General features: G+C 69.7%; 25 protein-coding genes. 13 read left to right on the top strand and 12 right to left on the bottom strand.

All coding sequences use genetic code 11. The features are described from left to right. Nucleotides 1-16: 16 nt before the first annotated feature. The 3 genes from AWB92_RS08270 to AWB92_RS08260 all read left to right on the top strand — a co-directional run bounded on the left by AWB92_RS08270 (nt 17) and on the right by AWB92_RS08260 (nt 2,158). Nucleotides 17-769: an SDR family oxidoreductase gene (locus tag AWB92_RS08270; RefSeq protein ID WP_085184896.1), complete on the top strand. Its 753-nt coding sequence runs from the start codon at nt 17-19 to the stop codon at nt 767-769. Nucleotides 770-833: 64 nt separating this feature from the next. Beyond that, entirely contained in the window at nt 834-1,715 is an 882-nt protein-coding gene (locus AWB92_RS08265; RefSeq protein WP_085184895.1) for an NAD(P)H-binding protein, read from the top strand. After that, nucleotides 1,712-2,158 carry a nitroreductase family deazaflavin-dependent oxidoreductase gene (locus AWB92_RS08260; protein ID WP_142281999.1) on the top strand — a complete coding sequence of 149 codons (447 nt, stop codon included), beginning with the start codon at nt 1,712-1,714 and terminating at the stop codon, nt 2,156-2,158. The genes AWB92_RS08265 and AWB92_RS08260 overlap by 4 nt, the downstream gene beginning before the upstream one ends. Here AWB92_RS08260 and AWB92_RS08255 read toward each other — a convergent pair whose 3' ends face one another. Continuing rightward, entirely contained in the window at nt 2,159-2,746 is a 588-nt protein-coding gene (locus AWB92_RS08255; RefSeq protein WP_241523401.1) for a hypothetical protein, read from the bottom strand. It abuts the gene before it with no gap. Nucleotides 2,747-2,835: 89 nt separating this feature from the next. Between AWB92_RS08255 and AWB92_RS08250 the strand changes: the two genes are divergently transcribed. Together AWB92_RS08250 and AWB92_RS08245 are read left to right on the top strand one after the other, a co-directional pair. After that, entirely contained in the window at nt 2,836-3,492 is a 657-nt protein-coding gene (locus AWB92_RS08250; RefSeq protein WP_085184893.1) for a hypothetical protein, read from the top strand. 35 nt (nt 3,493-3,527) lie between these two features. Continuing rightward, nucleotides 3,528-5,057 carry a DNA polymerase Y family protein gene (locus AWB92_RS08245; protein WP_085184947.1) on the top strand — a complete coding sequence of 510 codons (1,530 nt, stop codon included), beginning with the start codon at nt 3,528-3,530 and terminating at the stop codon, nt 5,055-5,057. Between the two features lie 3 nt (nt 5,058-5,060). Here the strand turns inward: AWB92_RS08245 and AWB92_RS08240 are convergent, their stop codons facing one another. Further along, entirely contained in the window at nt 5,061-6,038 is a 978-nt protein-coding gene (locus AWB92_RS08240; RefSeq protein WP_085184892.1) for a cyclase family protein, read from the bottom strand. Next, nucleotides 6,038-6,856 carry an IclR family transcriptional regulator gene (locus AWB92_RS08235; RefSeq protein WP_085184891.1) on the bottom strand — a complete coding sequence of 273 codons (819 nt, stop codon included), beginning with the start codon at nt 6,854-6,856 and terminating at the stop codon, nt 6,038-6,040. The genes AWB92_RS08240 and AWB92_RS08235 overlap by 1 nt, the downstream gene beginning before the upstream one ends. 104 nt (nt 6,857-6,960) lie before the next feature. On the opposite strand from AWB92_RS08235, the gene AWB92_RS08230 reads away from it, so the two are divergent. The 4 genes from AWB92_RS08230 (at nt 6,961) to AWB92_RS29320 (ending at nt 9,995) form a co-directional block, all read left to right on the top strand. Next, the gene (locus AWB92_RS08230) at nt 6,961-8,127 is read left to right on the top strand and encodes an alpha/beta fold hydrolase (RefSeq protein ID WP_085184890.1); all 1,167 of its coding nucleotides are present in this window, start codon (nt 6,961-6,963) and stop codon (nt 8,125-8,127) included. Between the two features lie 47 nt (nt 8,128-8,174). After that, complete coding sequence (locus AWB92_RS08225) at nt 8,175-9,158, top strand: nuclear transport factor 2 family protein (protein ID WP_158090368.1); 984 nt, start codon at nt 8,175-8,177, stop codon at nt 9,156-9,158. 3 nt (nt 9,159-9,161) lie between these two features. Beyond that, entirely contained in the window at nt 9,162-9,584 is a 423-nt protein-coding gene (locus AWB92_RS08220) for a PPOX class F420-dependent oxidoreductase (RefSeq protein ID WP_085184888.1), read from the top strand. Nucleotides 9,585-9,671: 87 nt separating this feature from the next. After that, nucleotides 9,672-9,995, top strand: a complete 324-nt coding sequence (locus tag AWB92_RS29320; RefSeq protein ID WP_142281996.1) for a hypothetical protein — start codon at nt 9,672-9,674, stop codon at nt 9,993-9,995. Here AWB92_RS29320 and AWB92_RS08215 read toward each other — a convergent pair. Genes AWB92_RS08215 through AWB92_RS08200 form a run of 4 tightly spaced genes read right to left on the bottom strand, consistent with a single transcriptional unit; the run spans nt 9,955 to nt 14,369 of the window. Next, the gene (locus AWB92_RS08215) at nt 9,955-10,905 is read right to left on the bottom strand and encodes a nucleoside hydrolase (protein ID WP_085184887.1); all 951 of its coding nucleotides are present in this window, start codon (nt 10,903-10,905) and stop codon (nt 9,955-9,957) included. The genes AWB92_RS29320 and AWB92_RS08215 overlap by 41 nt on opposite strands. Nucleotides 10,906-10,915: 10 nt before the next feature. Beyond that, nucleotides 10,916-11,653, bottom strand: coding sequence for a 2OG-Fe dioxygenase family protein (locus AWB92_RS08210; protein WP_085184886.1), 738 nt, complete (start codon nt 11,651-11,653; stop codon nt 10,916-10,918). 42 nt (nt 11,654-11,695) lie between these two features. After that, complete coding sequence (locus AWB92_RS08205; RefSeq protein ID WP_085184885.1) at nt 11,696-13,648, bottom strand: SDR family oxidoreductase; 1,953 nt, start codon at nt 13,646-13,648, stop codon at nt 11,696-11,698. Nucleotides 13,649-13,664: 16 nt separating this feature from the next. Next, nucleotides 13,665-14,369, bottom strand: coding sequence for a histidine phosphatase family protein (locus AWB92_RS08200; RefSeq protein ID WP_085184884.1), 705 nt, complete (start codon nt 14,367-14,369; stop codon nt 13,665-13,667). Between the two features lie 82 nt (nt 14,370-14,451). Between AWB92_RS08200 and AWB92_RS08195 the strand changes: the two genes are divergently transcribed. Beyond that, entirely contained in the window at nt 14,452-15,321 is an 870-nt protein-coding gene (locus AWB92_RS08195; RefSeq protein ID WP_085184883.1) for a MaoC family dehydratase, read from the top strand. Between the two features lie 30 nt (nt 15,322-15,351). Here the strand turns inward: AWB92_RS08195 and otsB are convergent, their stop codons facing one another. Together otsB and AWB92_RS08185 are read right to left on the bottom strand one after the other, a co-directional pair. Further along, nucleotides 15,352-16,464, bottom strand: a complete 1,113-nt coding sequence (otsB, locus tag AWB92_RS08190; protein ID WP_085184882.1) for a trehalose-phosphatase — start codon at nt 16,462-16,464, stop codon at nt 15,352-15,354. 41 nt (nt 16,465-16,505) lie between these two features. After that, nucleotides 16,506-17,822 (bottom strand): wax ester/triacylglycerol synthase domain-containing protein, encoded by a 1,317-nt coding sequence (locus AWB92_RS08185; RefSeq protein WP_085184881.1) that lies wholly within the window; start codon nt 17,820-17,822, stop codon nt 16,506-16,508. Nucleotides 17,823-17,990: 168 nt separating this feature from the next. Between AWB92_RS08185 and AWB92_RS08180 the strand changes: the two genes are divergently transcribed. Both AWB92_RS08180 and AWB92_RS08175 read left to right on the top strand, forming a co-directional pair. Then, nucleotides 17,991-21,284, top strand: a complete 3,294-nt coding sequence (locus AWB92_RS08180) for an error-prone DNA polymerase (RefSeq protein WP_085184880.1) — start codon at nt 17,991-17,993, stop codon at nt 21,282-21,284. Between the two features lie 196 nt (nt 21,285-21,480). Beyond that, nucleotides 21,481-21,822, top strand: a complete 342-nt coding sequence (locus AWB92_RS08175) for a hypothetical protein (protein WP_085184879.1) — start codon at nt 21,481-21,483, stop codon at nt 21,820-21,822. A 99-nt stretch (nt 21,823-21,921) separates the two neighbouring features. Here the strand turns inward: AWB92_RS08175 and AWB92_RS08170 are convergent, their stop codons facing one another. Beyond that, a complete protein-coding gene (locus tag AWB92_RS08170; RefSeq protein ID WP_085184946.1) occupies nt 21,922-22,332 on the bottom strand; it encodes a TIGR03667 family PPOX class F420-dependent oxidoreductase in 411 nt (136 codons plus the stop codon). Nucleotides 22,333-22,355: 23 nt separating this feature from the next. Here AWB92_RS08170 and AWB92_RS08165 point away from each other — a divergent pair, with 23 nt between their 5' ends. Continuing rightward, complete coding sequence (locus AWB92_RS08165; RefSeq protein WP_085184878.1) at nt 22,356-23,000, top strand: nitroreductase family protein; 645 nt, start codon at nt 22,356-22,358, stop codon at nt 22,998-23,000. 1 nt (nt 23,001) lies between these two features. Here the strand turns inward: AWB92_RS08165 and AWB92_RS08160 are convergent, their stop codons facing one another. Beyond that, nucleotides 23,002-23,328 (bottom strand): YciI family protein, encoded by a 327-nt coding sequence (locus tag AWB92_RS08160; RefSeq protein ID WP_085184877.1) that lies wholly within the window; start codon nt 23,326-23,328, stop codon nt 23,002-23,004. Nucleotides 23,329-23,412: 84 nt separating this feature from the next. Then, a partial coding sequence (locus tag AWB92_RS29790; protein WP_193791393.1) for a hypothetical protein occupies nt 23,413-24,129 on the bottom strand: 717 nt, incomplete at its 5' end.

Raw genomic sequence — 24,129 nt, 5'->3', positions numbered from 1 at the left:
AGCGAAGGGTAAGAGGATGGGCGGTTCTGCACAACCTGTCGTGCTCGTCACCGGCGGCACCACCGGCATCGGATACGCGAGCGCAGTGGCGCTACACAAACTGGGTTACGCGGTGCTGGTGACCGGCAACAATCCGGCCAGACTGGCAGCTGCTCGCGACGGTATGCCCGCCGATATCGTTGTGCTGCAGGCAGATTCGGCAGATGTCGCGTCGGCCGATCTGATCGCTGATGAACTGCGGCGGCGGTGGGGCGGTGTGGATGCTGTCGTGCTCAACGCGGGCATCGGGCGGATGTTGCCGATCGAGGCCGTCGACGAAGGGATCTTCGACGAGCACTTCGCGGTCAACGTGAAAGGCCCGTTTTTCACTCTGCAGAAGGTGCTGCCCCTGCTGCCGTCGGGCGGGTCGATCGTCATCACCAGTGCGGTCGGGACGTATCTGGGCGCTCCGAACTGGTCGGTGTACACCGCCACCAAGGGCGCCTTGGCGGCCATGGTGCGTGCGCTGGCCGCTGAACTCGCGCCGCGTGGAATACGGGTGAATTCGGTAAGCCCGGGCCCGATCGACAACGCCGCCTTCGACAAACTCGGAATGCCGCCCGACGAATTGGCGGCCTTCAAAGCCCTGTTGCCCCAGCGTATTCCGATGGGCCGCTTCGGTGTCGAGGACGAGACCGCGCGCCTCATCGCCTTCCTGGTGTCGCCCGAGGCGAGTTTCATCACTGGCGAAGACATCCGTGTCGACGGCGGCCTGGCCGCCACTCTCTGAACCGACGCCAGCTGATCCCACCCCTGCCTTACCGGCTCGCCTTACCCACCCACGGAGACAAACCATGACCCATAACCCCATCCTGGTCACCGGAGCCACCGGCCGCGTCGGCCGCCACCTCGTCACCCAACTCGCCGCCGCCGGGCATCCGGTCCGAGCGCTGATTCGTGATCCGTCCAAAGCCGCCACGTTCCCGCCCTCCGTCGAGGCGGTAGTGGCCGACCTGACCGAACCCCGGTCATTGACCGCCGCGTTCGACCGAGCCGAGCGGGTGTTCGTGTTGGCCCCAACCCCGCCGATACCGGACATGGAACAACTGGAGATCAACGCGTTCGTCGCCGCCGAACAAGCCGGCGCCCGCCACATCGTCTACCTGTCCAACTTCGGTGCCGGCCGCTTCCATCACCCGCTGTTCACCGCGCACGGCGCCAACGAATGGCGCCTCCGCTCCCTGGCCGTTGAGTGGACCATCCTGCGCCCCACCCGATTCATGACCGAAGTGCCGTTCACCTGGCACGGCATCCACACCGAGGCGACCCTGCGCGAACCTGTCGGCGGTCAGCCGCTGACCATCGTCGATCCCCACGACATCGCCGCGGCCGCAGCGCTGATCCTGACCACCGATGGTCACGCCTCCCGCATCTACGAACTCACCGGTCAGGCCATCACCGGCCCCCAGATCGCCGAGCACCTTTCCGCAACCTTGAACCGACCGATCGGATTCGAAGATTGCACCGAGGACGTCTTCGACCGCGACCTCGCCGAGGGCGGGGTGCCCGCGGCAGTGATCGAGATCCTGCACGAAGTCTTTCGCACCGTGCGCCAAGGCCACTGGTACGGCACCCCCACCCTGGCGAACCTGCTCGGGCGCCCGCCCCGCAGCTACGCCGACTGGCTGCGCGACAACCGCGAGCTGCTTCCGGCCGACCGTGAGGCGCTCAAGTGAGAGAACCTCGACCCGGGCTTCCCGCAGCGATGCTGCGCTTCTCCAAAGTCCCGGCCGCGCTGCTGCGCGCCGGCATTCCCCTCGGCCCGCTGTACCTTCTCGAGAGCCGCGGCCGGCGCAGCGGAATGATGCACTCCGTCCCCGTGGTCGTCTTCCACCACGACGACGGCCGCTGGCTGGTGTCGATGTACGGCGAAACCGGGTGGGTCGCCAATGTGCGAGACGCCGGCACGGCTGTCATCCGGCGCGGGCGCCGGGCGGAGACCATCCACTGCACCGAAGTCACCGACAGCCGCCGCGCCGAGGTCGCCATGCACCTGCGACGCAAATTCGGTTTCATCCCGTTCGTCCGGGCCGCGTTCAACGCCAACCCGAGCGATGGCCGGGGCGCTTTCGAGGCCGAACAGCGCCGCCACCCGGCATTCCTCATCGCGCGGGAGTAACTACTCCACGAATTCGCGCTTGCCGTAACTAATCGTGGCGGCTGCCCAGTTCCCGCCGGCCGCGCCGACGAGTCGGCGGGCGACGTCTCGATCGTCGTTGCCGGCGACCAGGATCAGGGTGTGGTCGGTCGTGGTGACGGATCCGCCCCTGATGCGGTCGCGGGCGACCGGGTCGGCCGCCAGCGCGTCGCCGAAGCGGGCGACGTCGACATCCGGCACGGCGATGATGATCGCGTCCTCTCCCGGCGCACGCTCGTAGTCGAAGGTCAGCACCGCTTCCTGGTCGAACTGGCGGCGCAGCGCCTCGGCGGCGGTGTGCAACGAGCCGTCGGCGGCGCACAGATGAAATTCCCGGGAGTGCTCCTGGGTGTTCCGTTGCAGCGCGCTCGACCAGTACACCCCGTCGAGCGGGGTCGATCCCGTCACCGTCGCGCCGCCGAGCGCGATCGTCGCGGTGGCCTGCGCCTCAAACAGGGGATCGGTGTTGTCGGTGGCGAACAGCTCCGCCGGTCGGCAGGGAGCGGCGCCGCTCGGAGCCGAAAAAGTGCAGCAAAAAAGCACCATCAGCCACACCAGCAACGACCGCATAAAGCAGCCTCTCACGTTTCTTGACGCTTGTCGGAGGGTGGGTGTTTACTCGCGAATGTATCGAACATACATTCGAACAGGAGGCAGTCATGACCGCGGCTTTGGCCTCCGATAACCGCGCTGAGCAGCTGGAATCGCTGCGCAGGCGGATGGCTGCAATGTCCGGGGGAGCCCCCGACCCGCTGCCGGATTCGGAATCCGTGGTGGCGCTCCCGCGGTGGCTGGCGGATTCGCTGCCGGTGCCGTTGCCGCGCGGGACGGTGGCAGTGTGCTCGGGGGCCCGGTCGCTGCTGCTGAGCATGGTGGCCTCGGTGACGGCGGCCGGGGGCAACGTCGCCATCGTCGGCCAGCCAGACATCGGGCTGCTGGCCGCGGCGGAGATGGGGGCGGACCTGAGCCGGCTCGCGGTGATACCGGATCCCGGAACCGATCCGGTCGAGGTGGCCGCGGTGCTCATCGACGGCATGGACCTGGTGGTGCTCGGCCTGGGCGGGCGGCAGGTGTCGCACACCCGGGCGCGGGCGGTGGTGGCGCGGGCCCGCAACAAGGGATGCACCCTGCTGGTCACCGACGGCGACTGGCAGGGGGCGCCGACGCGGCTCGCGGCCCGGGTCTGCGGCTATGAGATCACTTCGGCTTCTTCAGGGGTTCCCGCCCCGGGCTTCGGCCGGATCGGCAGGGTGCGGCTGCAGATCAGCGGAGTGTGCGCGGGCAGACGGGTGATCGGCCGGGCGCGGGCGGGGTGACTCCCGTGGCATCCCGGGCCCTGGCGATCTGGTGCATGGACTGGCCGGCGGTCGCGGCGGCTGCCGCGGCGGACCTGCCCGCGACGGCCCCGATCGCGGTCACGCTGGCCAACCGGGTGATCGCCTGCTCGTCGGGCGCCCGCGCGGCGGGAGTGCGGCGCGGGCTGCGGCGACGGGAGGCGGCGGCGCGTTGTCCGCAACTGCACGTCGCGCCCGCCGACGCCGACCGCGACGCCCGCTTCTTCGAACCGGTGATCGCCGCGGTGGACGACCTGGTGCCCCGCGCCGAGGTGCTGCGGCCCGGGCTGCTGGTGCTGCCGGTGCGCGGGGCGGCCCGCTACTTCGGGTCCGAGGAGCAGGCCGCCGAGCGGCTGATCGACGCGGTGGCCGCGGCCGGTGCCGAGTGCCAGGTGGGCATCGCCGACCAGCTGTCCACCGCGGTCTTCGCCGCGCGGGCGGGCCGGATCGTCGAGGCGGGGGGCGACGCGAGGTTCCTGTCGGTGCTGTCGATCCGGCAGCTCGCCACCGAGCCGAGCCTGTCCGGTCCGGGGCGAGAAGAGCTGACGGATCTGTTGTGGCGGATGGGAATTCGCACCATCGGGCAATTCGCCGCGCTGTCTCGGACCGACGTGGCCTCCCGGTTCGGCGCCGACGGGATGGCCGCGCACCGGTTCGCCCGCGGCGAACCGGAGCGTGGGCCGTCCGGGCGCGAGCCGCCGCCGGAGCTCGAGGCGGTGCTGGATTGTGACCCGCCGATCGACCGGGTCGATGCCGCGGCCTTCGCCGGCCGCTTCCTGGCCGGCGCGCTGCATCAGGCGCTGATGGCCGCGGGTGTGGGCTGCACCCGGCTGGCCATCCACGCCGTCACCGCCAACGGCGAAGAGCTGCAACGGGTATGGCGGTGCGCCGAGCCGTTGACCGAGGACGCCACCGCCGACCGGGTGCGCTGGCAGCTGGACGGATGGTTGAGCAGCCGATCCGACCGCGCCCCGCGCCCGACCGCGCCGGTGACGCTGTTGCGGCTGCAGGCGGTGGAGGTGGTGTCCGCCGAGGCGCTGCAGTTGCCGCTGTGGGGTGGGCTCGGCGAGGAGGACAGGCTGCGGGCCCGTCGGGCGCTGGTGCGGGTGCAGGGCCTGCTCGGCCCGGAGGCGGTGCGGGTGCCGGTGCTGTCCGGCGGCCGCGGGCCCGCCGAGCGCATCACCCTGACCCCGCTGGGCGACGAGCCGGTGCCGCACGCCGACCCCGGTCCGCCGTGGCCCGGGCAGCTGCCCGAGCCGTCGCCGGCGGTGCTGCTGGACGACCCGGTGGATCTGCTTGACGCCCAGGGCAATCCGGTACGCGTCACCGCCCGGGGGATGTTCTCGGCCGACCCCGCCCATCTGACCGTGCGCGGCCGGGACCAGGGGCTGCGCTGGTGGGCCGGGCCGTGGCCGGTCGACGAGCGGTGGTGGGATCCCGAAGCGAAGGGCCGCGCCGCCCGCGCCCAGGTCCTGCTGGAGGACGAACGGGCGTTTCTGCTGTGCTACCGCCAGCGGCGCTGGTATTTGGAGGGAAGTTATGAGTAAGCCTCAGAACACGGCGACCGGCGTGAGCGGAGAGCCGACGGCGCGGGTGATCCGCAGGGGCGGGCCCGAAAACAGGAATTCCCAGCGCTGCTCCTCGGCGCAGGCCAGCGCAATGGGTTCGAAGTCGAAGATCTCCCCGACCCAAAGCCCCATGTACACAAGGAAAATGATGTGCAGCGGCTGGTTGGTGTCGGGCGTCTCGTTCGGGCGCACCTCCATTCCCCACGTGTCGGTGGCCAGGGCCGCGATCTCGCGGTCGCCTATCCAGGGCACCGCCGCCAGACCGAGGCCGGGGGCCGGGCCTCCCGCATAGTCACCCCAGGTGCCCCGACCCCGTACCTGTGCCATCTGGCCGGTGCGGACGAACACGAAGTCGCCCCGCCCCACGACGACGCCCTGGCGCCGTTCACACTCCTCGAGGTCCTCGGAGGTGATCGCATACCCAGGCTCGAGCCAGGGCAGTCCGTGGGCGGCAGGAACATCGAGAAGCACTCCGCGACCGATCATTCGGTCACAACCACCGGTGATGTCGTTCTTCAGCGCGCCTTTGCTGCCGACTTGGTCGGGTTCGTAGCCGTTGTACATCTTGCCCTCGAAGAAGATGTGCGCGAGGGCATCCCACTGGGTGCCGCTCTGCAACGGCATGATCAACACGTCGTCGGTGCCGCGCAGGTGCCGGTCTTCACCGCCGTAGAAATCGCGGATCATCGTGCCGGCCGCCACGTCAGCGCCGTCGCGGATCATCAGATGGATCGGATTGAACCGTCCGAGCGCACCTGCGCCCGACTGCGGACCGGCCTCGTCGATCGGCAGCCCCATTCCCACAATCCTCCCGGTGCGAACGAGGCGCGCGGCCTCGACAACGTGCTGGGGCGTGAGATGGTTGAGGGTGCCCAGCTGGTCGTCCTCACCCCACCGGCCCCAATTGCTATATCTGAGGCCCAGTTCCTTTACGGTGGCGATCGTAGGCGGCGCAGTCATCACCCCACGCCCCACCGCTTCCCGCAGTATCCGAGTCGATGCGAAAGCTGTTGGGCCGCATCGCGAACAGCGGGACCGATGCTGCGGACCGCCGCCGGTGCCAGCCGGTCAATCGGGGCGCTCAGCGTGATCGCGCCACTGCAGGCTCCGGACGCGTCGAAGAATGGGGACGCCACGCCGGCGCCGCGCTGGATCCACCCGCTCTTGGAGTAGGCGTACCCGAGTCGCCGGTCTCGATTCAGCTGAGCCCGGTATTTGTCGGGATCGGTGATGCTCGTGGGGGTGTATGCGCGGAGGCCGAGAGCGAGCACCTCGTCGATTTCCCTGTGCGGCAGGGCGGAAAGGATCGCACGGCCGGCGGCGCCGGTCGTCAGGGGGAACGGCTCGTTGAGCTGTACGACATAGCGGATCGGCTGGGAGCAGTCGACCTTGTCCTGGAACACGACCTGATGGTCACGCCGCCTGGCCAGGTACGTGGTTTCATCGAAGCGATCGGTGAGTTTGCGCAGCAGCGGCGCGGCGGCGCGCCAGATGGAGTCGTGTTCTCGGACTGCGGCCGCAACCGCGAACATCTCCGGCCCCACCGTATAGGTTCCGCGGTCGTCGACCTGCTCTACCCACCCCAGGCTCTCCAGTTGGCGAAAGATCCGGCTCACCGCCGAGCGGTCAATGCCCGTGGCACGCTCCGCCTCGCGGGCACCAATCCCGCCCTCGTGACGGCCGACGAGGCCCAACAGGGTCACGACCCGATTGGTGACCGTCGGAGATAACGTCCGGCCGTCGTCGAGACCTGTTGAGATTTGGGTCGTTTCCGGCATGCTCCCTCCGATCTCGCCCCTTGTGGTTTGACAGGCGGCTCGCCCAACACGATACTCCAGCAGTGAGACAGTGTCTCATTATACGAATGGATGGTAAGTGAGCGATGGCCCGCACTGCACCGAGCGGCGAAATTCCCTTCGGTGCATTCGAATACTTCCCAGACAACCTCGAGTGGTCCACCCAGATGCTGCGGCTGTTCTCGTACTGCTACGTCAGGGGGGCCGATTTCAGCGAAGTACATGCCGTGGCCCGCACCCTGCCGGTGGGCGACAACGCGGCATGGCAGACGGGATTTTCCGAGCTGGCCGACCGGATCGAGGCGTCGGCACGCACCTCGGCGGCCGGCGGGCACGACGTGACAGCCCGCGACCTCTATCTGAGAGCCACTATTTACCACCGGATCTCGGGTCAGATGGCAGACATCGCCGGTGACGCGGACGTGCCGCCCGGACTGTCGGAGTCGGTCCGCTGCTTCCGCGAGGCCTCGGCGCGTATGAGGCCGACGTTCCGCCCCGTTGAGGTGCCGTACGAGGACGCCTCACTTCCGGGATACCTGTGTCTGCCCGAGACGTCGTCTCGCGGTGCCCCGACGGTCATCGATGTCGGTGGTATCGATGCCTGGGCCGAGGAGCAGTACTTCAAGATCGGCGCCGCCCTCGCCGAGCGTGGTTACGGCGTGCTGCTGCTGAACGGCCCGGGACAGGGCGCCGCGAAGCAGCGGGGCATTTTCGGCCGACACGATTTCGAGACCGCTGCCGCCGCGGCGGTGGACTACCTGCGGGCGCAGCCCGGTGTCGACGCAGACCGCATCGTATTGATCGGCTCGAGCCTTGGTGGGTATTACGCGGCTCGGGCCGCGGCGTTCGAACGCCGACTCAAGGCGACGGTGATCTGGGGCGCCGCAATCGGATTCGACCCGTCCCTGCTGAATGCGACCGGCAGCGGCCGGGCCGCAAGCAGGATCCGTCAGGCCGAACGCTTCCTGGGCGTCGACGGAGTCGAGGCGCTGCTGGAGCGCGGCAGCAAGTTTCAGCTCGGTCCGGCGGTGCTGGAAGAGGTGTCGGCGCCGGTCCTCATCCTGCATGGAGGCAGCGACGTGCTCGCCCCGGTGTCGCACGCGCAGGCCGTGTACGACGACATCGGCTGCCCGGACAAGACACTCGTGGTGTACCCGCCCGGGACGCCGGGCTGCGCGCATTGTCAGCTCGATGCTCTCGGGGTCGCCCAGCGGGACATCTGTGACTGGCTCGACGACAAAGTCCGTACGTGAACAGGAGCTCAACGATGGCACGCATAAACCTCGTCGACGAGAACACGATGGCACCCGAGGAACGGGCGGCATTCGATCTGTTGCCGTCCAATCTCGCTCGCGGCCTGGTCAATACCGATCCGCGGATCGTCGCGGCGAAGTTCCGGCTCGCCGGCACCTACGCCACGTGCGACCTGGATCCGCAGCTGCGAGAGCTGGTCATGATGCGGGTCGCCGCGCTCTGCGACAGCGAGTACGAACGACTTCAGCACCGCGACAAGGCGCGTGCGGCCGGGTTGACCGACCCTGAACTGCGCGCTGTCGAGGCGGGCGACCAGACGCGGTTGGACTCGCGCAAGGCCACTGTCCTGCGCTTCGTCGACGAATGTTACTACCGCACAAAAGTTTCCGAACCCGTGCTGACGGCGGCACGCGACTACGTCAGCGACAGTGACCTCATTGCCATCATTCTCATCATCGGCAGCCAAATGCAGACCGCACGGTTCGTGGAAACCTTTGAGATCGACCTCGATGATGCACCGGCGAACTGGGACGCTCTCGAGCGGCGCCCGGCATCGTCCGGAGACGACGACACGCGCGCCGCGATGCTACAACTCGTAGGCGCCTATCAAACCCTGCTGGTCGAGAAGCGCTGGGAGGAATGGATCGAACTGTGGGCCGAAGACGGCGAACTCTTCTTCCCGTTTGCTCCCTTGGGGCGCAAATCCGTCTATCGCGGCCGAGCCGAGATCCTCGGCTATATGAAGGACGTCAGCCGAGTGGCCGTCGACACGCTGGACACGATCCGGCTGTTTCCGATGCAGGACCCGAATGCGGCGGTGATCGAGTTCAGCGTCAAGGGCCACGCCCCGGGAACCGGCGCGCCATATAACCAGAGCTTCGTGCTGATCGTCGAAGCCAAAGGCGGAAAGATCTGGCGCTATCGCGAGTACTGGAACCCGCTCGTCACCATCGACGCACTCGGTGACCGCGAGACATGGACCGAGGGCTTCGGTGTGCCCGATCCGACGCGCGACGCGTGGGGGTCGTGACACGTGGAGCTCAACGAATCCGCTCGTGAACTTATTGGCCAGGGTGCCGATGCCACCCTGGTCACTCTCAATCCCGACGGCAGCCCCCAGGTGAGCCTTGTCTGGGTCGCATTGCAGTCGACGCCGGACGGAGACGAACTCGTCGTCGCACACCTCTCGGGAAACAAGAAGGTTCGCAATGTCCGCAACGATCCCCGCGTGGCCCTCAACATCGTGTCACCCGGCCGGCCCGGTCAACCGATTTCGCTGTGGCTCTCGATCAATGGGACCGGCCGGATCGTCGAGGGAGGCGCCCCCGAACTCCTGAAGGAGCTCGCCCAGACGCTATGTCCCGATGTGGAATTCGTACCCGAGGGCGCGCCGCCGGGGTTCCTGACACGCATCCGCATCGACAAGGTCGGTGGTGTCGGACCCTGGGCCTCCTAGCGCCGAGCCCGCGCGCGAACGGCCCGGTGGTCAAGCTTTCGGTACCGTGGCAGTCGAAGTCATTCGGTGTTCGGTGAAGGAGTATGGATGGCGGCTGAAATCGGCCGGCAGGTCGACGACGTCCTCGCACGAGCAACGGGCGCCGTCCTCGAAGCTGCGCATGCCACGGTGCTCCACCTGAGTCGGATGGTCGGCGCCGTGTCAGAGGCCGCGTCGAGGGCCGTATCAAAAGTCGGCAGCGAGGCCGATGACTTGGTCTGGTCTTACCGGCATGTCGCTGGCTACGGCCACCCGGCCCGCCGTGACGACGATGTGCCCGCAGCCCCGCCGAACTCGGACCATCCCAACAACCTGATCGACATCCGCACGGTCAGGCGAGCCCGCACGCGAACGGCGCGACCCGCTCGATGAAGTCCTCGAAGAACGCCGCGGCGTCCACGTCAACACCGATCAGGGCATTGGCTTTTCGCTCGCCCGACCAATCGGGGGTCGTCACGCCCCGGGTCGGGGTGTCCGCCAGCTCGATGTCCACCGTCGCCGCCCGGGTCGTGATCAGCTGCGGGTCCAGCGCCGCCGCGGCGGCCAGCGGGTCGTGCATGTACGCGACGTAGCCGTGCCCGCGGACCTCGTGGGACTCGAAGTAGAACCGCATCGCGTCCTCGATCACCGGAACTAGTGGCGACGGACCCGCGGCGGCCGCGAGCTCGGCCAGGATCTCGGGTGTCATCGCGACGCGCCGGGTGAGGTCCAAGCCGCAGACGATCGGAAGTCGTTGCTGCCCAGCCCAGCCGGCGAAGACCTCGTCGGCCGCCTCGGGATCGACCCGGATGTTCCACTCGGCCATCGGGTTTATGTCGCCGCCGAACGAGCCGCCCATGATCACCAGCCGTCGCAGCAGCGCCGGCAGCGCCGGTTCGGCGCGCAGCGCGAGCGCCAGATTGGTCAGCGGGCCGGTGACCAGCCCGACCAGCTCCCCGGGATAGGCGCGCGCCGCGGCCACCCACGCGGCGGTGGCGTCGTGGTCGGTGAGCCGCCGGTCGGTGCGGGGGAGCTCGGCATATCCCAGACCGTTGGGGCCGTGGAACTTCGAGTGATGCGGCCAGTGGCCGCACAGCGGGTCATCGGCGCCCTTGGATACGGGTATCGCTGGGGCCCGGCACAATTCGAGCAAGCGCAGGTTGTTTTCGCAGACCTGCTCGACGTGGATGTTGCCGCCGGTGGAGGCGATGCCCACCACGTCGGCGTCGGCGCTGGCCAGCAGGTAGATCAATGCCATTGCGTCGTCGATGCCGGTGTCGACGTCGACGAAGATGGCGTTCACCGCCGTGAGTTTACGGCCAGGCGGACGCGAACGTGATCACCAGTACGTCGCGCTGCGCCGGCCCGGAGCCGTCGATCGGCCGGATCGGCGACACCGCGTGCAGGGTGCGGCGGTCGTCACCCAGCATCAGCGTCCCCGGCTCGGCCAGCGTCGTCGCCAGCAGCCGGTGACCCTCGAGGTCGCACACCGTGCTCTCGCCGCCGATGGCGTTGCGCCGCCCGATCAGCAGCGAGCTGACCAGCGTGACGCCGTCGCGGTGCAGGCCCTCGGGCGTCGGGCTGCCGTTATCGTCCGTGCAGCATCGGATGCGAAACGGGTGCACCTTGACGTTCCAGTCGGCCACGTCGTCCAGGGCGGCGGCCACCCGGGCCAGCAGCCCGATCACCTTGTGCAGCAGGGGATCCGCGGCAAACGCGTCGGTCAGCGGCTCGAACTCACGGTCCCTGCCGACGTAGAGCGGGTTGGAGTCCTGCGGTTGGACGAACGCGAGCTTGGGCATCGGGCGCAGCACGCCGTCGCGGAACGAGTACTGGCCGTAGCGCCGCAGCCGCCGGACCCCCAGCTCGGCCGCGTAGGGGTCGGGCGCCAGCTGCCGCCAATGCCGGGCGAACCGCGTCCACTCTTCGCGGCCGACCTCGAGGCTGCGCGTCACGTCGAACGACGGCAGCACGGCGACGCCGGTCGTGGCGACCAGCCGGCCCGCGGCGGCCACCGCGTCGGCGTCCGTCCACTTTTCGCAAAGGACCATCGCGCCGGAATACCGCAAACCGGCCGGGCTAAAACCCCGGGTTTACCAGTGCACTCCGGGCACCAGTCGCACCAGCCGCTTGACCGGTCGCGGCGTGCGGACGCCGGTGACGGCGCGCACCGGGCGCCGTGGCCGGCGACGCGGCGTGGGGTCTTCGGTGGGCAGCCCGCGGGCCGCGGCGGAATCCGGGTAGCCGAGGTAGAGCTGGTGCAGGATGCGCCGCGACGTCCTGGGCGCGAAGTAGTTGCCGGCCTCCGCCAGGGTGCCAAGGGGCGTGTCGATGCGGGCCGGCTTGTCGACGAGGCCGCGCACCACCATCGCCGCCGCGCGCTCGGGGCTGATCGCGGGAACCGGGTTGAGCCGGTGCGACGGCGCGATCATGGGCGTGCGGACCAGCGGCATGTGGATGTTGGTGAACGTGATGTGGTCGGACAGCGTCTCCGACCCCACGACGTCGGCGAACGCGTCGAGCGCCGCCTTGGTCGGCAGGTACGAACTGTATTTGGGGTTGCGGGCCTGCACGCCCGCACTGGACACATTGACCACGTGACCGAACCGCCGCTCGCGCCAGTGCGGCAGTAGTGCCAGCACCATGCGCACCGCGCCGAAGTAGTTGACCGCCATCACCCGCTCGTAGTCGTGCAGCCGGTCGGTTGAGTTGACCACGGAGCGCCGGATCGACCGGCCGGCGTTGTTGACCAGGTAGTCGACGTGGTCGAAGCGGCCCAGGATGTCCTTGATGGTGTGCTCGACCGACGCGGAATCGGTGACGTCGCAGGCGAACGCATGCGCCTGCCCGCCGCCCGCGCGGATCTCGGCGACCAGCTCGTCGAGCGCGTCGGCGTTGCGGGCCAGCGCGAACACCGTCGCACCCTTTTCCGCGACCGCGATCGCCGACGCCCGCCCGATCCCGCTAGACGCGCCGGTGATGATGACGTGCCGGCCCTCCAAGGGGCCCCTCGGGTCGTCGCGCCGCGCCCGGTCGGGGTCCAGGTGCTCGGCCCAGTATCGCCACAGCGCGGGCGCGTAGCTGGCGAACTCCGGGACTTCGATTCCCGTGCCCCGCAAGGCTTTTCGGGTCTCGTCGCTGACGAACGTGGGCTTCAGGTCGACGACGTCGAAGATCTCGGCGGGGATCCCGAGCTGGGTGGCCGCCATGTTGCGCAGCACCCTGGCGCGGCCGCGCACCTTGAGCACCGGCGCGGCCACCGCGCCGGGCAGCGACCCGCGCATCGGCGGCAGGCCGGCCTCCTTGGCGACACCGCGGTAAATGCCGCGCAGCCCAACGGTTTTCGGCGCGGTCAGGTGGAACGTCCGGCCGTCGCGCCCCTCGGCGTGCATGAGCGCCACCAGGGCGTTGACCACGTAGTCGACCGGGACGATGTTGGCGCGCCCCGTGTCGGGCAGCACGATCGGGGTGAACCGGGGAAGCGCCGCCAGCTTGGCCAGGACGCCGAAGAAGTGGTGCGGCCCGTCGACCTTGTCCATCTCGCCGGTGACCGAATCGCCCACCACGACCGCCGGGCGGTAGACGCGGTAGCGCAGCCCTTGTGTCGACCGCACCAGCAACTCGGCCTCGAACGTCGTCCGCTGATAGGGAGTCGGCAGCTGCTGGCCGACGTCGAAGTCGTCCTCGGTGTACTCGCCGCGAAAGTCGCCCGCCACGGCGATCGACGACACGTGGTGCAGCGTGGCGTCCAGCCGCGTCGCCAGCTCGATGACCGCGCGGGTGCCCTCGGCGTCGACCGCCGCGCAGTGCACGAGGTGGTCGACGCGGCCCAGCTCGGCCAGCGTCTCGTCGGTCAGGCCCAGCTCCGGCAGCTCGCCGACCAGCGGCTTGACCCGTTCACCCCAGTCGACGATGAGGCGTTCGAACCGTCCCAGCGACTGGCGGCGAACCAGCACCCAGACCTCGGCGTCGGGCTCGGTGCCTAGCAGACGAGACACAACGCGGCGACCGATAAACCCGGTACCGCCGGTAACGACATACCGCATTCGGTCATGGTAGCGGTCAGCCGTTGAAGTTGCGGATGCCGTCCCAATCCTCGAGCGTCCAGCCGGTCGCCGGGTTGCCGCTGATGACCACGCGGCCGGTGTTGGGCAGCGGGTGGCTGGTGCGCAGGCTGTCCTTGGCGTTCTTCACGTTCATCAGCACCCAGTACTCGATGGAGTACAGGTGCGCGAACACCACCGGCTTGCTGTGACCGCTGTCGTAGATCTTCTGCACCGCACCGGTGAACCGGTCGTTGAACTCCTTGCCGGAGATCGAGCCCGGGATGCTGTTCTGGGTGTCGCCCGCCAGCCAGTCCGCCGGGGCCAGCAGGTACGTCGTCGGGTCCATCGAGATCGGCTTGCCCTCGAACCAGCCGGCGTTGATCTCCTGGATGCCCTGCAGCACCTCCACCTGCTTGCCCAGTTCGGCGGCCAACGGCGCCGCGGTCTGCTGGGCCCTCGTCATGGTGGAGGCGTAGACGGCGTCGTAGTGCTCGCGGCCGAGCTGATGCGCGACCTGCTCGGCCTGGGACTTGCCCTCCGGGCTCAGTCCGGGACCCGGGACGCTGGTGTCGATGATCCCGCTGGCGTTGGCCTCCGACTGCGCATGCCGGATGAACGTGATCGTGATGCTGCGCACCTGTGGTGATCCGCCGCAGGCGCCGACGATCATCACCGCGGCGAGCGCGGCCACGAATTTCCAGAACATGCTCCCCTTGCGCATGTCGATAGCCTGCCCTGCCGACGGTGCCGGGGGGAAGGGTTTGCGATGGTTAGGTGCAGAAAATCCTCGAAAGGAGCCCCCTATGGCGATTGACCCGAGTGCGGTCGGCGCGATGAGCGACCCAATGCTGTTCGAATGGACGGACCGGGAGACGCTGCTTTACGCGCTCGGCGTCGGTTGCGGCACCGACGACCTGTCGTTCACCACCGAGAACAGCCATGACATCACCCAGCAGGTGCTGCCCACCTACGCGGTGATCTGCTGCCCGGCGTTCGGGGCGGCGGGCAAGATCGGAACGTTCAACTGGGCCATGCTCTTACACGGATCGCAGGGCGTCCGGTTGCACGCGCCGCTGCCGCCCGCGGGGAAGCTGTCGGTGGTCTCCGAGGTCACCGACATTCAGGACAAGGGCGAGGGCAAGAACGCGGTCGTGATGCTGCGCGCCCGTGGCACCGACCCGGACTCGGGGACGCTGATCGCCGAAACGACGACCACCTTCGTCGTGCGCGGCGCGGGCGGTTTCGGGGGAGTGCCCGGCCAGCGGCCGGTCGCGCCGGAGATCCCCGACCGCGAGCCCGACGCGCGCCTCCCGCTGCCCACCCGCGAGGATCAGGCGCTGATCTACCGGCTGTCCGGTGACCGCAACCCGCTGCACAGCGACCCGTGGTTCGCCCGCGAGCTGGCCGGTTTCCCCAAGCCGATCCTGCACGGGCTGTGCAGCTACGGGGTGGCGGGCCGTGCACTGGTCGCCGAGCTGGGCAAGGGGGTGGCCGCCAACGTCACCTCGATCGACGCCCGGTTCAGCTCGCCGGTGTTTCCCGGCGAGACGCTGACCACGCTCATCTGGCGGACGGAGCCCGGCAAGGCCGTGTTCCGCACCGAGGCGTCCGGCGCCGAAGGCAACCCCGCGCGCGTGGTGCTCGACGACGGCGCCGTGGAGTACGCGGGCTAGCCCGGGCGGTCGGCAGACCGAAGGCGATGGCTATGTCCGCGTGCTCGCCAATCGCTCCGCCAGCCGGTCGGTGAACTCGGCGGCCTGCGCGGGGGTGTCCAGCGCGTAGAGCGCGGCGGTGGCGCGGTCACCGTCCTCGTTGTGCCGCACCAGGATCGGGACACCGTCCGCGCGGATGGCGTCGAACGCGTCCTCGTCGGTGATGTCGTCGCCGAGGTAGATCGGCACCAGGGGGCCGGCCTCGCGTAGGTGCTCGAGCACCCAGCGGAGGGTCTTTCCCTTGTCCCAGTCCATGTCCGGGCGCAGCTCGATGACCTCGCGGCCCGTGGTCACCCGAAGCGCGTCGCGCCGGCCCGCCGTCCGCACGGCCGCGGCGACCTCGGCGACGCGATCACGGGCGGCGTTGCGGTAGTGCACGGCGACGCCGAAGCGCTTGTGCTCCACGACGATTCCGGGAATGGAGCCCAGCCGCTCGCGGAGTTCGGCGGCTGCCTCCTCGAGCACCGGGACGGCCGCCGCCGCGTCCTCGTTTTGGTGGTGTGAGCCATCGGGCGCGGTCAACTCGAAACCGTGGCTGCCCGCATACCAGATGCCGGGCACGCCGAGGCGCTTGGTCACGTCGGCGAGGTCGCGCCCGGACAGCACCGCGACCGGGCATTGCGCGGCCAGGTTCCGCAGCGCCTCGACGGCGCCGGCGACCGGCCTCGCGGCGTCCGGGTCGTTCACGATCTCGGACAGCGTGCCGTCGAAGTCGTAGAACACGGCCGGGCTGCGGTCGGCCAGGGCGTCGAGCGCCCCCAGCGCGTCCGGCAGCTCCGACATCCGGCGGTCCCCGGTGCGCACCGCGATCTGGTCGAGGTCTTCGACGACCGCATCGGCGTCACCCGCCGGGGCGACACCGATGACCAACGCGAACCCGTGCTCGCGCGCCGCCCGGACGACGGCCGGGTCGCTGGTGACGACGACGCTCCGGCCCGGGCGCACGCCGTCACCCACGAGATCGTCGCTCGACGAGAAGCCGCCGGTGTCGACGCCGGCATCCCGCAATTGCCCGACCAGTGCCTCGGTGGACCCCAATGCGGCGTCGAACAGCACCGCGTCGTGACGGCGAGGGTCGATGGTGACCGGCTCCAAGGTGGGCACCGATCCACCCTCTCACGGTGACCACGGCCACCGGGCCCGGGTCAGCGCAGCGACGACGGGTGCGCGCGCTGCGACCGGTTCGGAAACGCCCGGGCCTTGCTCCTGCGCCGACGTTCCTTGCTGAACAGCAACACCGAGTCCTGGCTCAGCGCCACCAGCCGCGCCACGCCCAATTCGATGCCGGCGGCCAGCTGCTTGACGTCGGCGGCGGCGTCGCATTCGCCGGTGATGCCGAACACCACTTCGTCGCCGTAGCTGAGCACGCCGACCCCGGTGCTCAGCCGCACGGCGGTCGGGGGAATCGGCAGGAAGCGCTCCAACGTCCGGCCCATCAGGCGCAGCTGGTGGCGGGGACCCGGCGCGTTGGTCGCCAGCGTCACGATCGCGCGGTGCGGCAGCCGCGCCAGCAGTTGTATCACGTTGCTGCGCAACATCGTCGGCAACATGTTGAGCGCCGACTCGACGAGGCCTGGCTCGTCGGTGTGCTTGGCCTTCCACTGGTCCTGCACGGCCCGCAGCAGCTGGACCGGGTCCTCGTGCTCGACGGGCAGATACGGCAGCATCGCCGATCGCATCGGCATCGGCACCAGGGTGCGCAGCGAGTCGGCCCGCGGTTGTTCGCCGCGGCCCAGCAGGACCGTACGGAAGCCCTCGGTGATGGCCGCGAGCGCAACGTCGTTGACGGTCACCCCGAATTTGCGGCACACGCGGTCGACGTCGGCGCGCGGCACCCGCACCGTGCCGTACTTACGCATGGTGGTGACCGCGCCGACCGCAGGCCGCGCCGCCGGCCACACCGCCCCGACGAGGGAGTCCGCCAGCCCCGCAGCCCGCCCGAGCGCGTCGGTCCAGCCGCGCTTGTGGTCCTGTGTCGGCGAAACCCCTTTCGGACCGGCGTGATTGGCGAACGTGTCCCGGTCGGCGTCGTCGCAAAGCCGAGTGAGCAGGTGGGCGGCGGAGTGGCCGTCGGCCAGCCAGTGATGGACCTTCATCAGGATCGCCCACCGGTTGCCGCGCAGCCCCTCGATGACCCAGCACTCCCACAGCGGACGGTCCAGGTCGAGGGGGCGCTCCAGGGCATGGGCGATGGCCCGCGACAGTTCGGCGTCATCGCCCGGTCGCCGAACCGCCACCCGGCGCACGTGATGGGCGAAATCGAGCCCCGGGCAGTCGATCCACTCGAAGTCCTGGGTTCGCAGCACCTGCGTGCACCGCGGAATCGACGGAAGTCGTTGCGCCAGAAGATCTTTCAGTAGTTCGTCATCGGGGGCCGGACCGTCGACGATGGCGACCGCCCCGATCGCCAGGCTGGCATGCTGATCGGGGAACGCCGTGTCCAGTGTCTTCACCTGCGCCATGCTCAGTCCCCGCCGTCGAATTTTGATCTTGTACCAGTATCTGCGCGGCAGGTTATGCCCGGTAGGCCCCGCAGCGTTAAGACCTTGTTTAGGAGTTGAAGATCCGTTTAACAACCGTTGTCATGAGCCGGGGTTAAATCGAACATACATTCGAGTAGACTCGGCGACGTGGGTTGGTTTAATGGGCCGCTGAGCTGGTCGGAAATGGAGCGGGTGCTCGACGGCAAGCCGCGCCACGCCGGCGCTCCGGCGGATCCTCCCGAGGACGCCCCGTTGTCGCGCAGGCGCGGGACGTACCAGCCGCCCGACGACACCCGGCCGGCCCGCTCCTCCGTCCCGTACGCCGAGCTGCACGCGCACTCGGCGTTCAGCTTCCTCGACGGCGCCAGCACCCCCGAGGAGATGGTGGAGGAGGCCGCCCGGCTGGGCTTGCGCGCCCTGGCGCTGACCGACCACGACGGCCTGTACGGGGCGGTGCGGTTCGCCGAGGCGGCGGCCGAACTCGAGCTGCGCACCGTCTTCGGCGCCGAACTCTCGCTGGGGCCGGGCGCGCGCACCGAGCAGCCCAACCCGCCCGGCCCCCACCTGCTGGTGTTGGCCCGCGGCCCGGAGGGTTACCGACGGCTGTCGCGGCAGCTGGCCGCGGCGCACCTGGCCGGCGGGGAGAAGGGCAAGCCGCGCTACGACATCGACGCGCTGACCGAGGCCGCCGGCGGACACTGGCACATCCTCACCGGCTGCCGCAAAGGCCATGTGCGCCAGGCGCTTTACCAGGGCGGCCCCGACGCGGCGGAGCGGGCGCTCGCCGACCTGGTGGACCGGTTCGGCGCGCACCGGGTCAGCGTCGAGCTGACCCGGCACGGTCACCCGCTCGACGACGAACGCAACGCCGCGCTGGCCGGGATCGCGCCGCGCTTCGGCGTCGGCGTCGTCGCCACCACCGGGGCACACTTCGCCCGTCCGTCGCGGGGCCGGCTGGCCATGGCGATGGGCGCCATCCGGGCCCGGGAGTCCCTGGATTCGGCCGCCGGGTGGCTCGCCCCGCTGGGCGGCTCGCACCTGCGCTCCGGCGAGGAGATGGCCCGGCTGTTCGGGCATATGCCTTTTGGGGGCCCGGACGCGGTGACCGCCGCCGCCGAACTCGGCGAGCAGTGCGCGTTCGGGCTGGCACTCATCGCGCCGCAGCTGCCGCCGTTCGACGTGCCCGACGGGCACACCGAGGACAGCTGGCTGCGGCAGCTGACCATGGCGGGCGCGCGCGAGCGCTACGGGCTCCCGGAATCGGCGCCGCGCGCCTACGCCCAGATCGAGCACGAACTGAAAGTCATTGAACACCTGAGCTTTCCGGGCTACTTCCTGGTGGTGCACGACATCGCCCGGTTCTGCCGCCAGAACAACATCCTGTGCCAGGGCCGGGGATCGGCGGCCAACTCCGCCGTCTGCTACGCCCTCGGGGTCACCGCGGTGGACCCGGTGGCCAACGAGCTGCTGTTCGAGCGCTTCCTCTCGCCGGCCCGCGACGGGCCGCCCGACATCGACATGGACATCGAATCGGACCAGCGCGAGAAGGTCATCCAGTACGTCTACGACAAGTACGGCCGCGACTACGCCGCCCAGGTCGCCAACGTCATCACCTACCGCGGCCGGATCGCGGTGCGCGACATGGCCCGCGCCCTGGGCTTTTCGCAGGGGCAGCAGGACGCGTGGAGCAAGCAGATCAGCCACTGGAACGGGCTCGCCGACTCCCCCGACATCGAGGACATCCCCGAACAGGTGATCGACCTGGCCAACCAGATCCGGAACCTGCCGCGGCACATGGGCATCCACTCGGGCGGCATGGTGATCTGCGATCGCCCCATCGCCGACGTGTGCCCGGTGGAGTGGGCGCGGATGGAGAACCGCAGCGTCCTGCAGTGGGACAAGGACGACTGCGCGGCAATCGGTTTGGTGAAGTTCGACCTGCTCGGGCTGGGCATGCTCTCGGCGCTGCACTACGCCATCGACCTGGTCGCCGAGCACAAGGGGATCGAGGTCGACCTGGCCCGCCTCGACCTCTCCGAGGAAGCGGTGTACGAGATGCTCTGCCGCGCCGATTCCGTCGGCGTGTTCCAGGTGGAGTCGCGCGCGCAGATGGCCACCCTGCCCAGGCTGCGGCCGCGGGTCTTCTACGACCTGGTGGTGGAGGTCGCGCTGATCCGCCCCGGGCCCATCCAGGGCGGGTCGGTACACCCCTACATCCGGCGGCGCAACGGCATCGACCCGGTCGTCTACGACCACCCGTCCATGGAGTCCGCGCTGCGAAAGACGCTGGGGGTGCCGCTTTTTCAGGAACAACTGATGCAGCTGGCCGTCGACTGCGCCGGCTTTTCCGCCGCCGAGGCCGACCAGCTGCGCCGCGCGATGGGCTCCAAGCGCTCGACCGAGCGGATGCGCCGGCTGCGCGGCCGGTTCTACGACGGCATGCGCGAACTGCACGGCGCCCCCGACGACGTGATCGACCGGACCTACGAAAAGCTGGAGGCCTTCGCCAATTTCGGCTTCCCCGAAAGCCACGCGCTGTCCTTCGCGTCGCTGGTGTTCTACTCGTCGTGGTTCAAGCTGCATCACCCGGCGGCGTTCTGCGCGGCGCTGCTGCGCGCGCAGCCGATGGGCTTCTACTCGCCGCAGTCGCTGGTGGCCGACGCGCGCCGGCACGGCGTCACGGTGCACGGTCCCGACGTCAACGCCAGCCTGGCGCACGCCACCCTCGAGAACAACGGGACCCAGGTGCGGCTGGGCCTCGGCGCCGTCCGCCACATCGGCGACGACCTCGCCGAGCGGTTGGTCGACGAACGAAAGGCCAACGGCCCGTTCGCATCCCTGCTCGACCTGACCACCCGGCTGCAGCTGTCCGTGCCACAGACCGAGGCGCTGGCCACGGCCGGGGCGCTAGGCTGCTTCGGCATGTCCCGGCGCGAGGGGCTGTGGGCGGCCGGGGCCGCGGCCACCCAACGCCCGGACCGGTTGCCCGGCGTGGGCTCGTCGTCGCACATCCCGGCGCTGCCCGGGATGAGCGAGCTGGAGCTGGCCGCCGCCGACGTGTGGGCCACCGGCATCTCCCCGGACAGTTACCCGACGCAGTTCCTGCGCGAGGACCTCGACGCGATGGGCGTGGTGCCCGCCGCCGCGCTGGCATCCGTGCCCGACGGCGACCGCGTGCTGATCGCCGGCGCGGTGACCCATCGGCAGCGGCCCGGGACGGCCCAGGGGGTGACGTTTATCAACCTCGAGGACGAGACCGGGATGGTCAACGTGCTCTGCACGCCGGGGGTGTGGGCGCGACACCGCAAGCTGGCCAACGCCGCCCCCGCGCTGCTGATCCGCGGGCAGGTGCAGAACGCCAGCGGCGCCATTACCGTCGTGGCCGAGCGGCTGGGCCGGATCAGCCTGGCGGTGGGCTCGAAGTCGCGCGACTTCCGCTGAGCCGACGGCCGCCCGATCACCGCCGCCGCCGCGTCGAACGTGCACTGGCGGCGAGGTTTTGGCGAAATTTTCGCCGTGGCTGCACGTTCGGCGACGCTAAGCGGCTTTTGCGCGGAAAGGCACCTAGCAAATCCGCCGCGTCGTAAGCTATTCGAAAAATCGGCTGTATTGATTTCAATGTGTCAAGGGAGTCGAAATGAAACTCAAGCTCGTTCGGCGCGGCGCGGCGATATTGGGTTGTGCTGCGGCGCTTGTTCTTTCTCCCGCGGTGGCCAGCGCCGATCCCCCCGACCCGCACCAGCCGGACATGACGAAGGGCTTCTGCCCGGGGGGTCGATGGGGTTACGGCAATTTGGCGGTGTGCGACGGCGAGAAGTATCCCGACGGGTCGTTTTGGCACCAGTGGATGAAAACCTGGATTGTCGGCCCGCAATTTTATTACGACTGCGTCGGCGGCGACGAACCCCTGCCGGGGCCGCCGCCGCCCGGTGGCTGCGGCGGGGCGATTCCGCCCGGCGGGCCGCCGCCCCCAAGCTGACCCCGAGGGTCAGCCCGCCCTCCTGCGTCGAACGTGAACTGGTGGCGAGATTTTGGCGAGACTTCCACCGTGGGTGCGCGTTCGGCGAAGCCAATCGGCTCAGCCGGTCGGCGTCGTCCACACCTTCGTCGGCGTGATCTTGAGCCGGGTGCTGTAAGTCGCCATCGCCTCGGTAAGGCCGAATTTCGCGGCGAGTTCCTCGTACTTGGCCCAGTACGGTGCGTCGTCGCGGCAATCGACGTCGGTGGCGTCCACCTCCGCGATGCCACCGATGACGATGATCCCGCCGCCGTTGCCGTCGGAGTCCAGGTTCAGGCTCACCTCGGGGTGCGCCTTGACGTGGGCGACCTTGGCGGCCTGCGGCGTGGAGTACACGGTCAGCTTGGCACCGTCGAAGTAGAACCAGATCAGCCGCGGCACCGGCTGCCCCGATTTCGCAACGGTGGTCAGCCAGCCGTACTGGTCCGATGTCAGCCTGTCGGAAACCTCTTGTGTCAGTTCGACGCTCATGGACCCGAATGTAGTCTCCACACATGACCCTCAACCTGTCCGTCGACGAAGTCCTCACCACCACCCGCTCGGTCCGCAAGCGGCTCGACTTCGACAAGCCGGTCGGCCGCGAGGTGCTGATGGAATGCCTGGACCTGGCGCTGCAGGCGCCCACCGGGTCAAACTCGCAGGGCTGGCAGTGGGTGTTCGTCGAGGACGCCGAAAAGAAGAAGGCGATCGGCGACATCTACCTGGCCAACGCCCGCGGCTACCTCGCCGCGCCGGGAGCCCAGTACGCCGAAGGCGACACCCGCGGCGAGCGGATGGGCAAGGTCCGCGATTCCGCTACGTATCTCGCCGAGCACATGGGCGAGGCGCCGGTCCTGATGATCCCCTGCATCGAAGGCCGCGAGGACAAGTCGCCGCTGGGCGGCGTGTCGTTCTGGGCGTCGCTGTTTCCCGCGGTGTGGAGCTTCTGCCTGGCGCTGCGGTCGCGGGGCCTGGGCTCCTGCTGGACGACGCTGCACCTGCTGCGCGACGGCGAAAAGCAGGCCGCCGATGTGCTCGGCATCCCGTACGACAAATTCAGCCAGGGCGGGTTGTTCCCCATCGCCTACACCAAGGGCACCGACTTCCGGCCGGCCAAGCGGCTGCCCGCCGAGCAGCTCACGCACTGGAACGCCTGGTAGGTCAGGTCGCCAGCGGCCACACCTCGACGACGCCGTGCGCGACGGCGCACGGGGTTTGGCTCACCCGCTCGATCGCCGCGTCGAGATCGTCGGCCTCTATCACCGCGAACCCGGCGATCGGCAGCGGCGACCGCAGGTACGGCCCGGGGTCGGTCCGCACGCCCGAGCCCTCCGGGTTGCGCACCTGAACCGGGCGTCCGGCAATTCCGACGAGCGCCCCCGCCGCGCGCAGCGCGTCGTCGCGCGCGTGCGCTGCCGCTTTGCATTCGTCGCTGGCGCGGTCGTACCCGGCCGCGTCCCCGTAACCGATCGTGATGAAGGTGGCCATGTGAATGCTGACCCGCGGGGGGCCCGGAACTCACCGCGGCGGCGTCGCCGAGATGCTCGGCATTCCCCCAAGACGAGTTGGTGATCAGCCCTGTTTGCCGTTGGCGCCGGTGCCCCCGTTGAAGGCGATCCCGCCCTTACCGTCCATGCCCGGGGTGCCGTTCTGAGCGCTGCCGGTGCCGGCCCCGCCACCCAGGCCGATCTGACCGGCGGTGCCGCCCCCACCACCGGTGCCGCCGCCGGCGCCGGCGCCGGCCGCGCCCGCCTGGCCGGTCAGTAGCCCGTGGCCCCCGCCGGCGCCGCCGTGACCGCCGTCGCCGCCGGCGCCGCCGGTTCCGCCGTGACCGGCGTTGCCGCCGTTCCCGCCGTTGCCGCCCGTGGACGTGACGTTCAGGCTGACCGCGTTGGCGCCTGCGGCGCCGTCCGTGCCGGCGCCACCCGTACCGCCGAGGCCGCCCGCGCCTCCGATGGCGCCGGCGCCGCCGTTGCCGCCATTGCCGGCCAGCAACCCGCCGGCACCGCCGGCACCGCCCGAGCCCCCGGCGCCCCCGTGCCCGCCGGTGCCGCCTGTGCCGCCCGCGCCGCCGGCCCCGCCGTTACCCCCGACGGCGACGTTGTCGGTGGAGGCGGCGCCATTGCCGCCCACGACGCCGTTGAAGCCGCCACCGCCGCCCGTACCGCCGACCGCGCCATTGCCGCCCAGTGCGCCGGCACCGCCGGCGCCGCCGGCACCGCCGTCGCCCACGAGCAACCCGCCCCGCCCGCCCGCGCCCCCGGCGCCGCCCGCGCCCCCGGCCTGGCC

The organism is Mycobacterium sp. IEC1808, assembly GCF_002101935.1.
Lineage (GTDB): Bacteria > Actinomycetota > Actinomycetes > Mycobacteriales > Mycobacteriaceae > Mycobacterium.
This window is presented reverse-complemented; position numbering and strand designations above follow the sequence as displayed.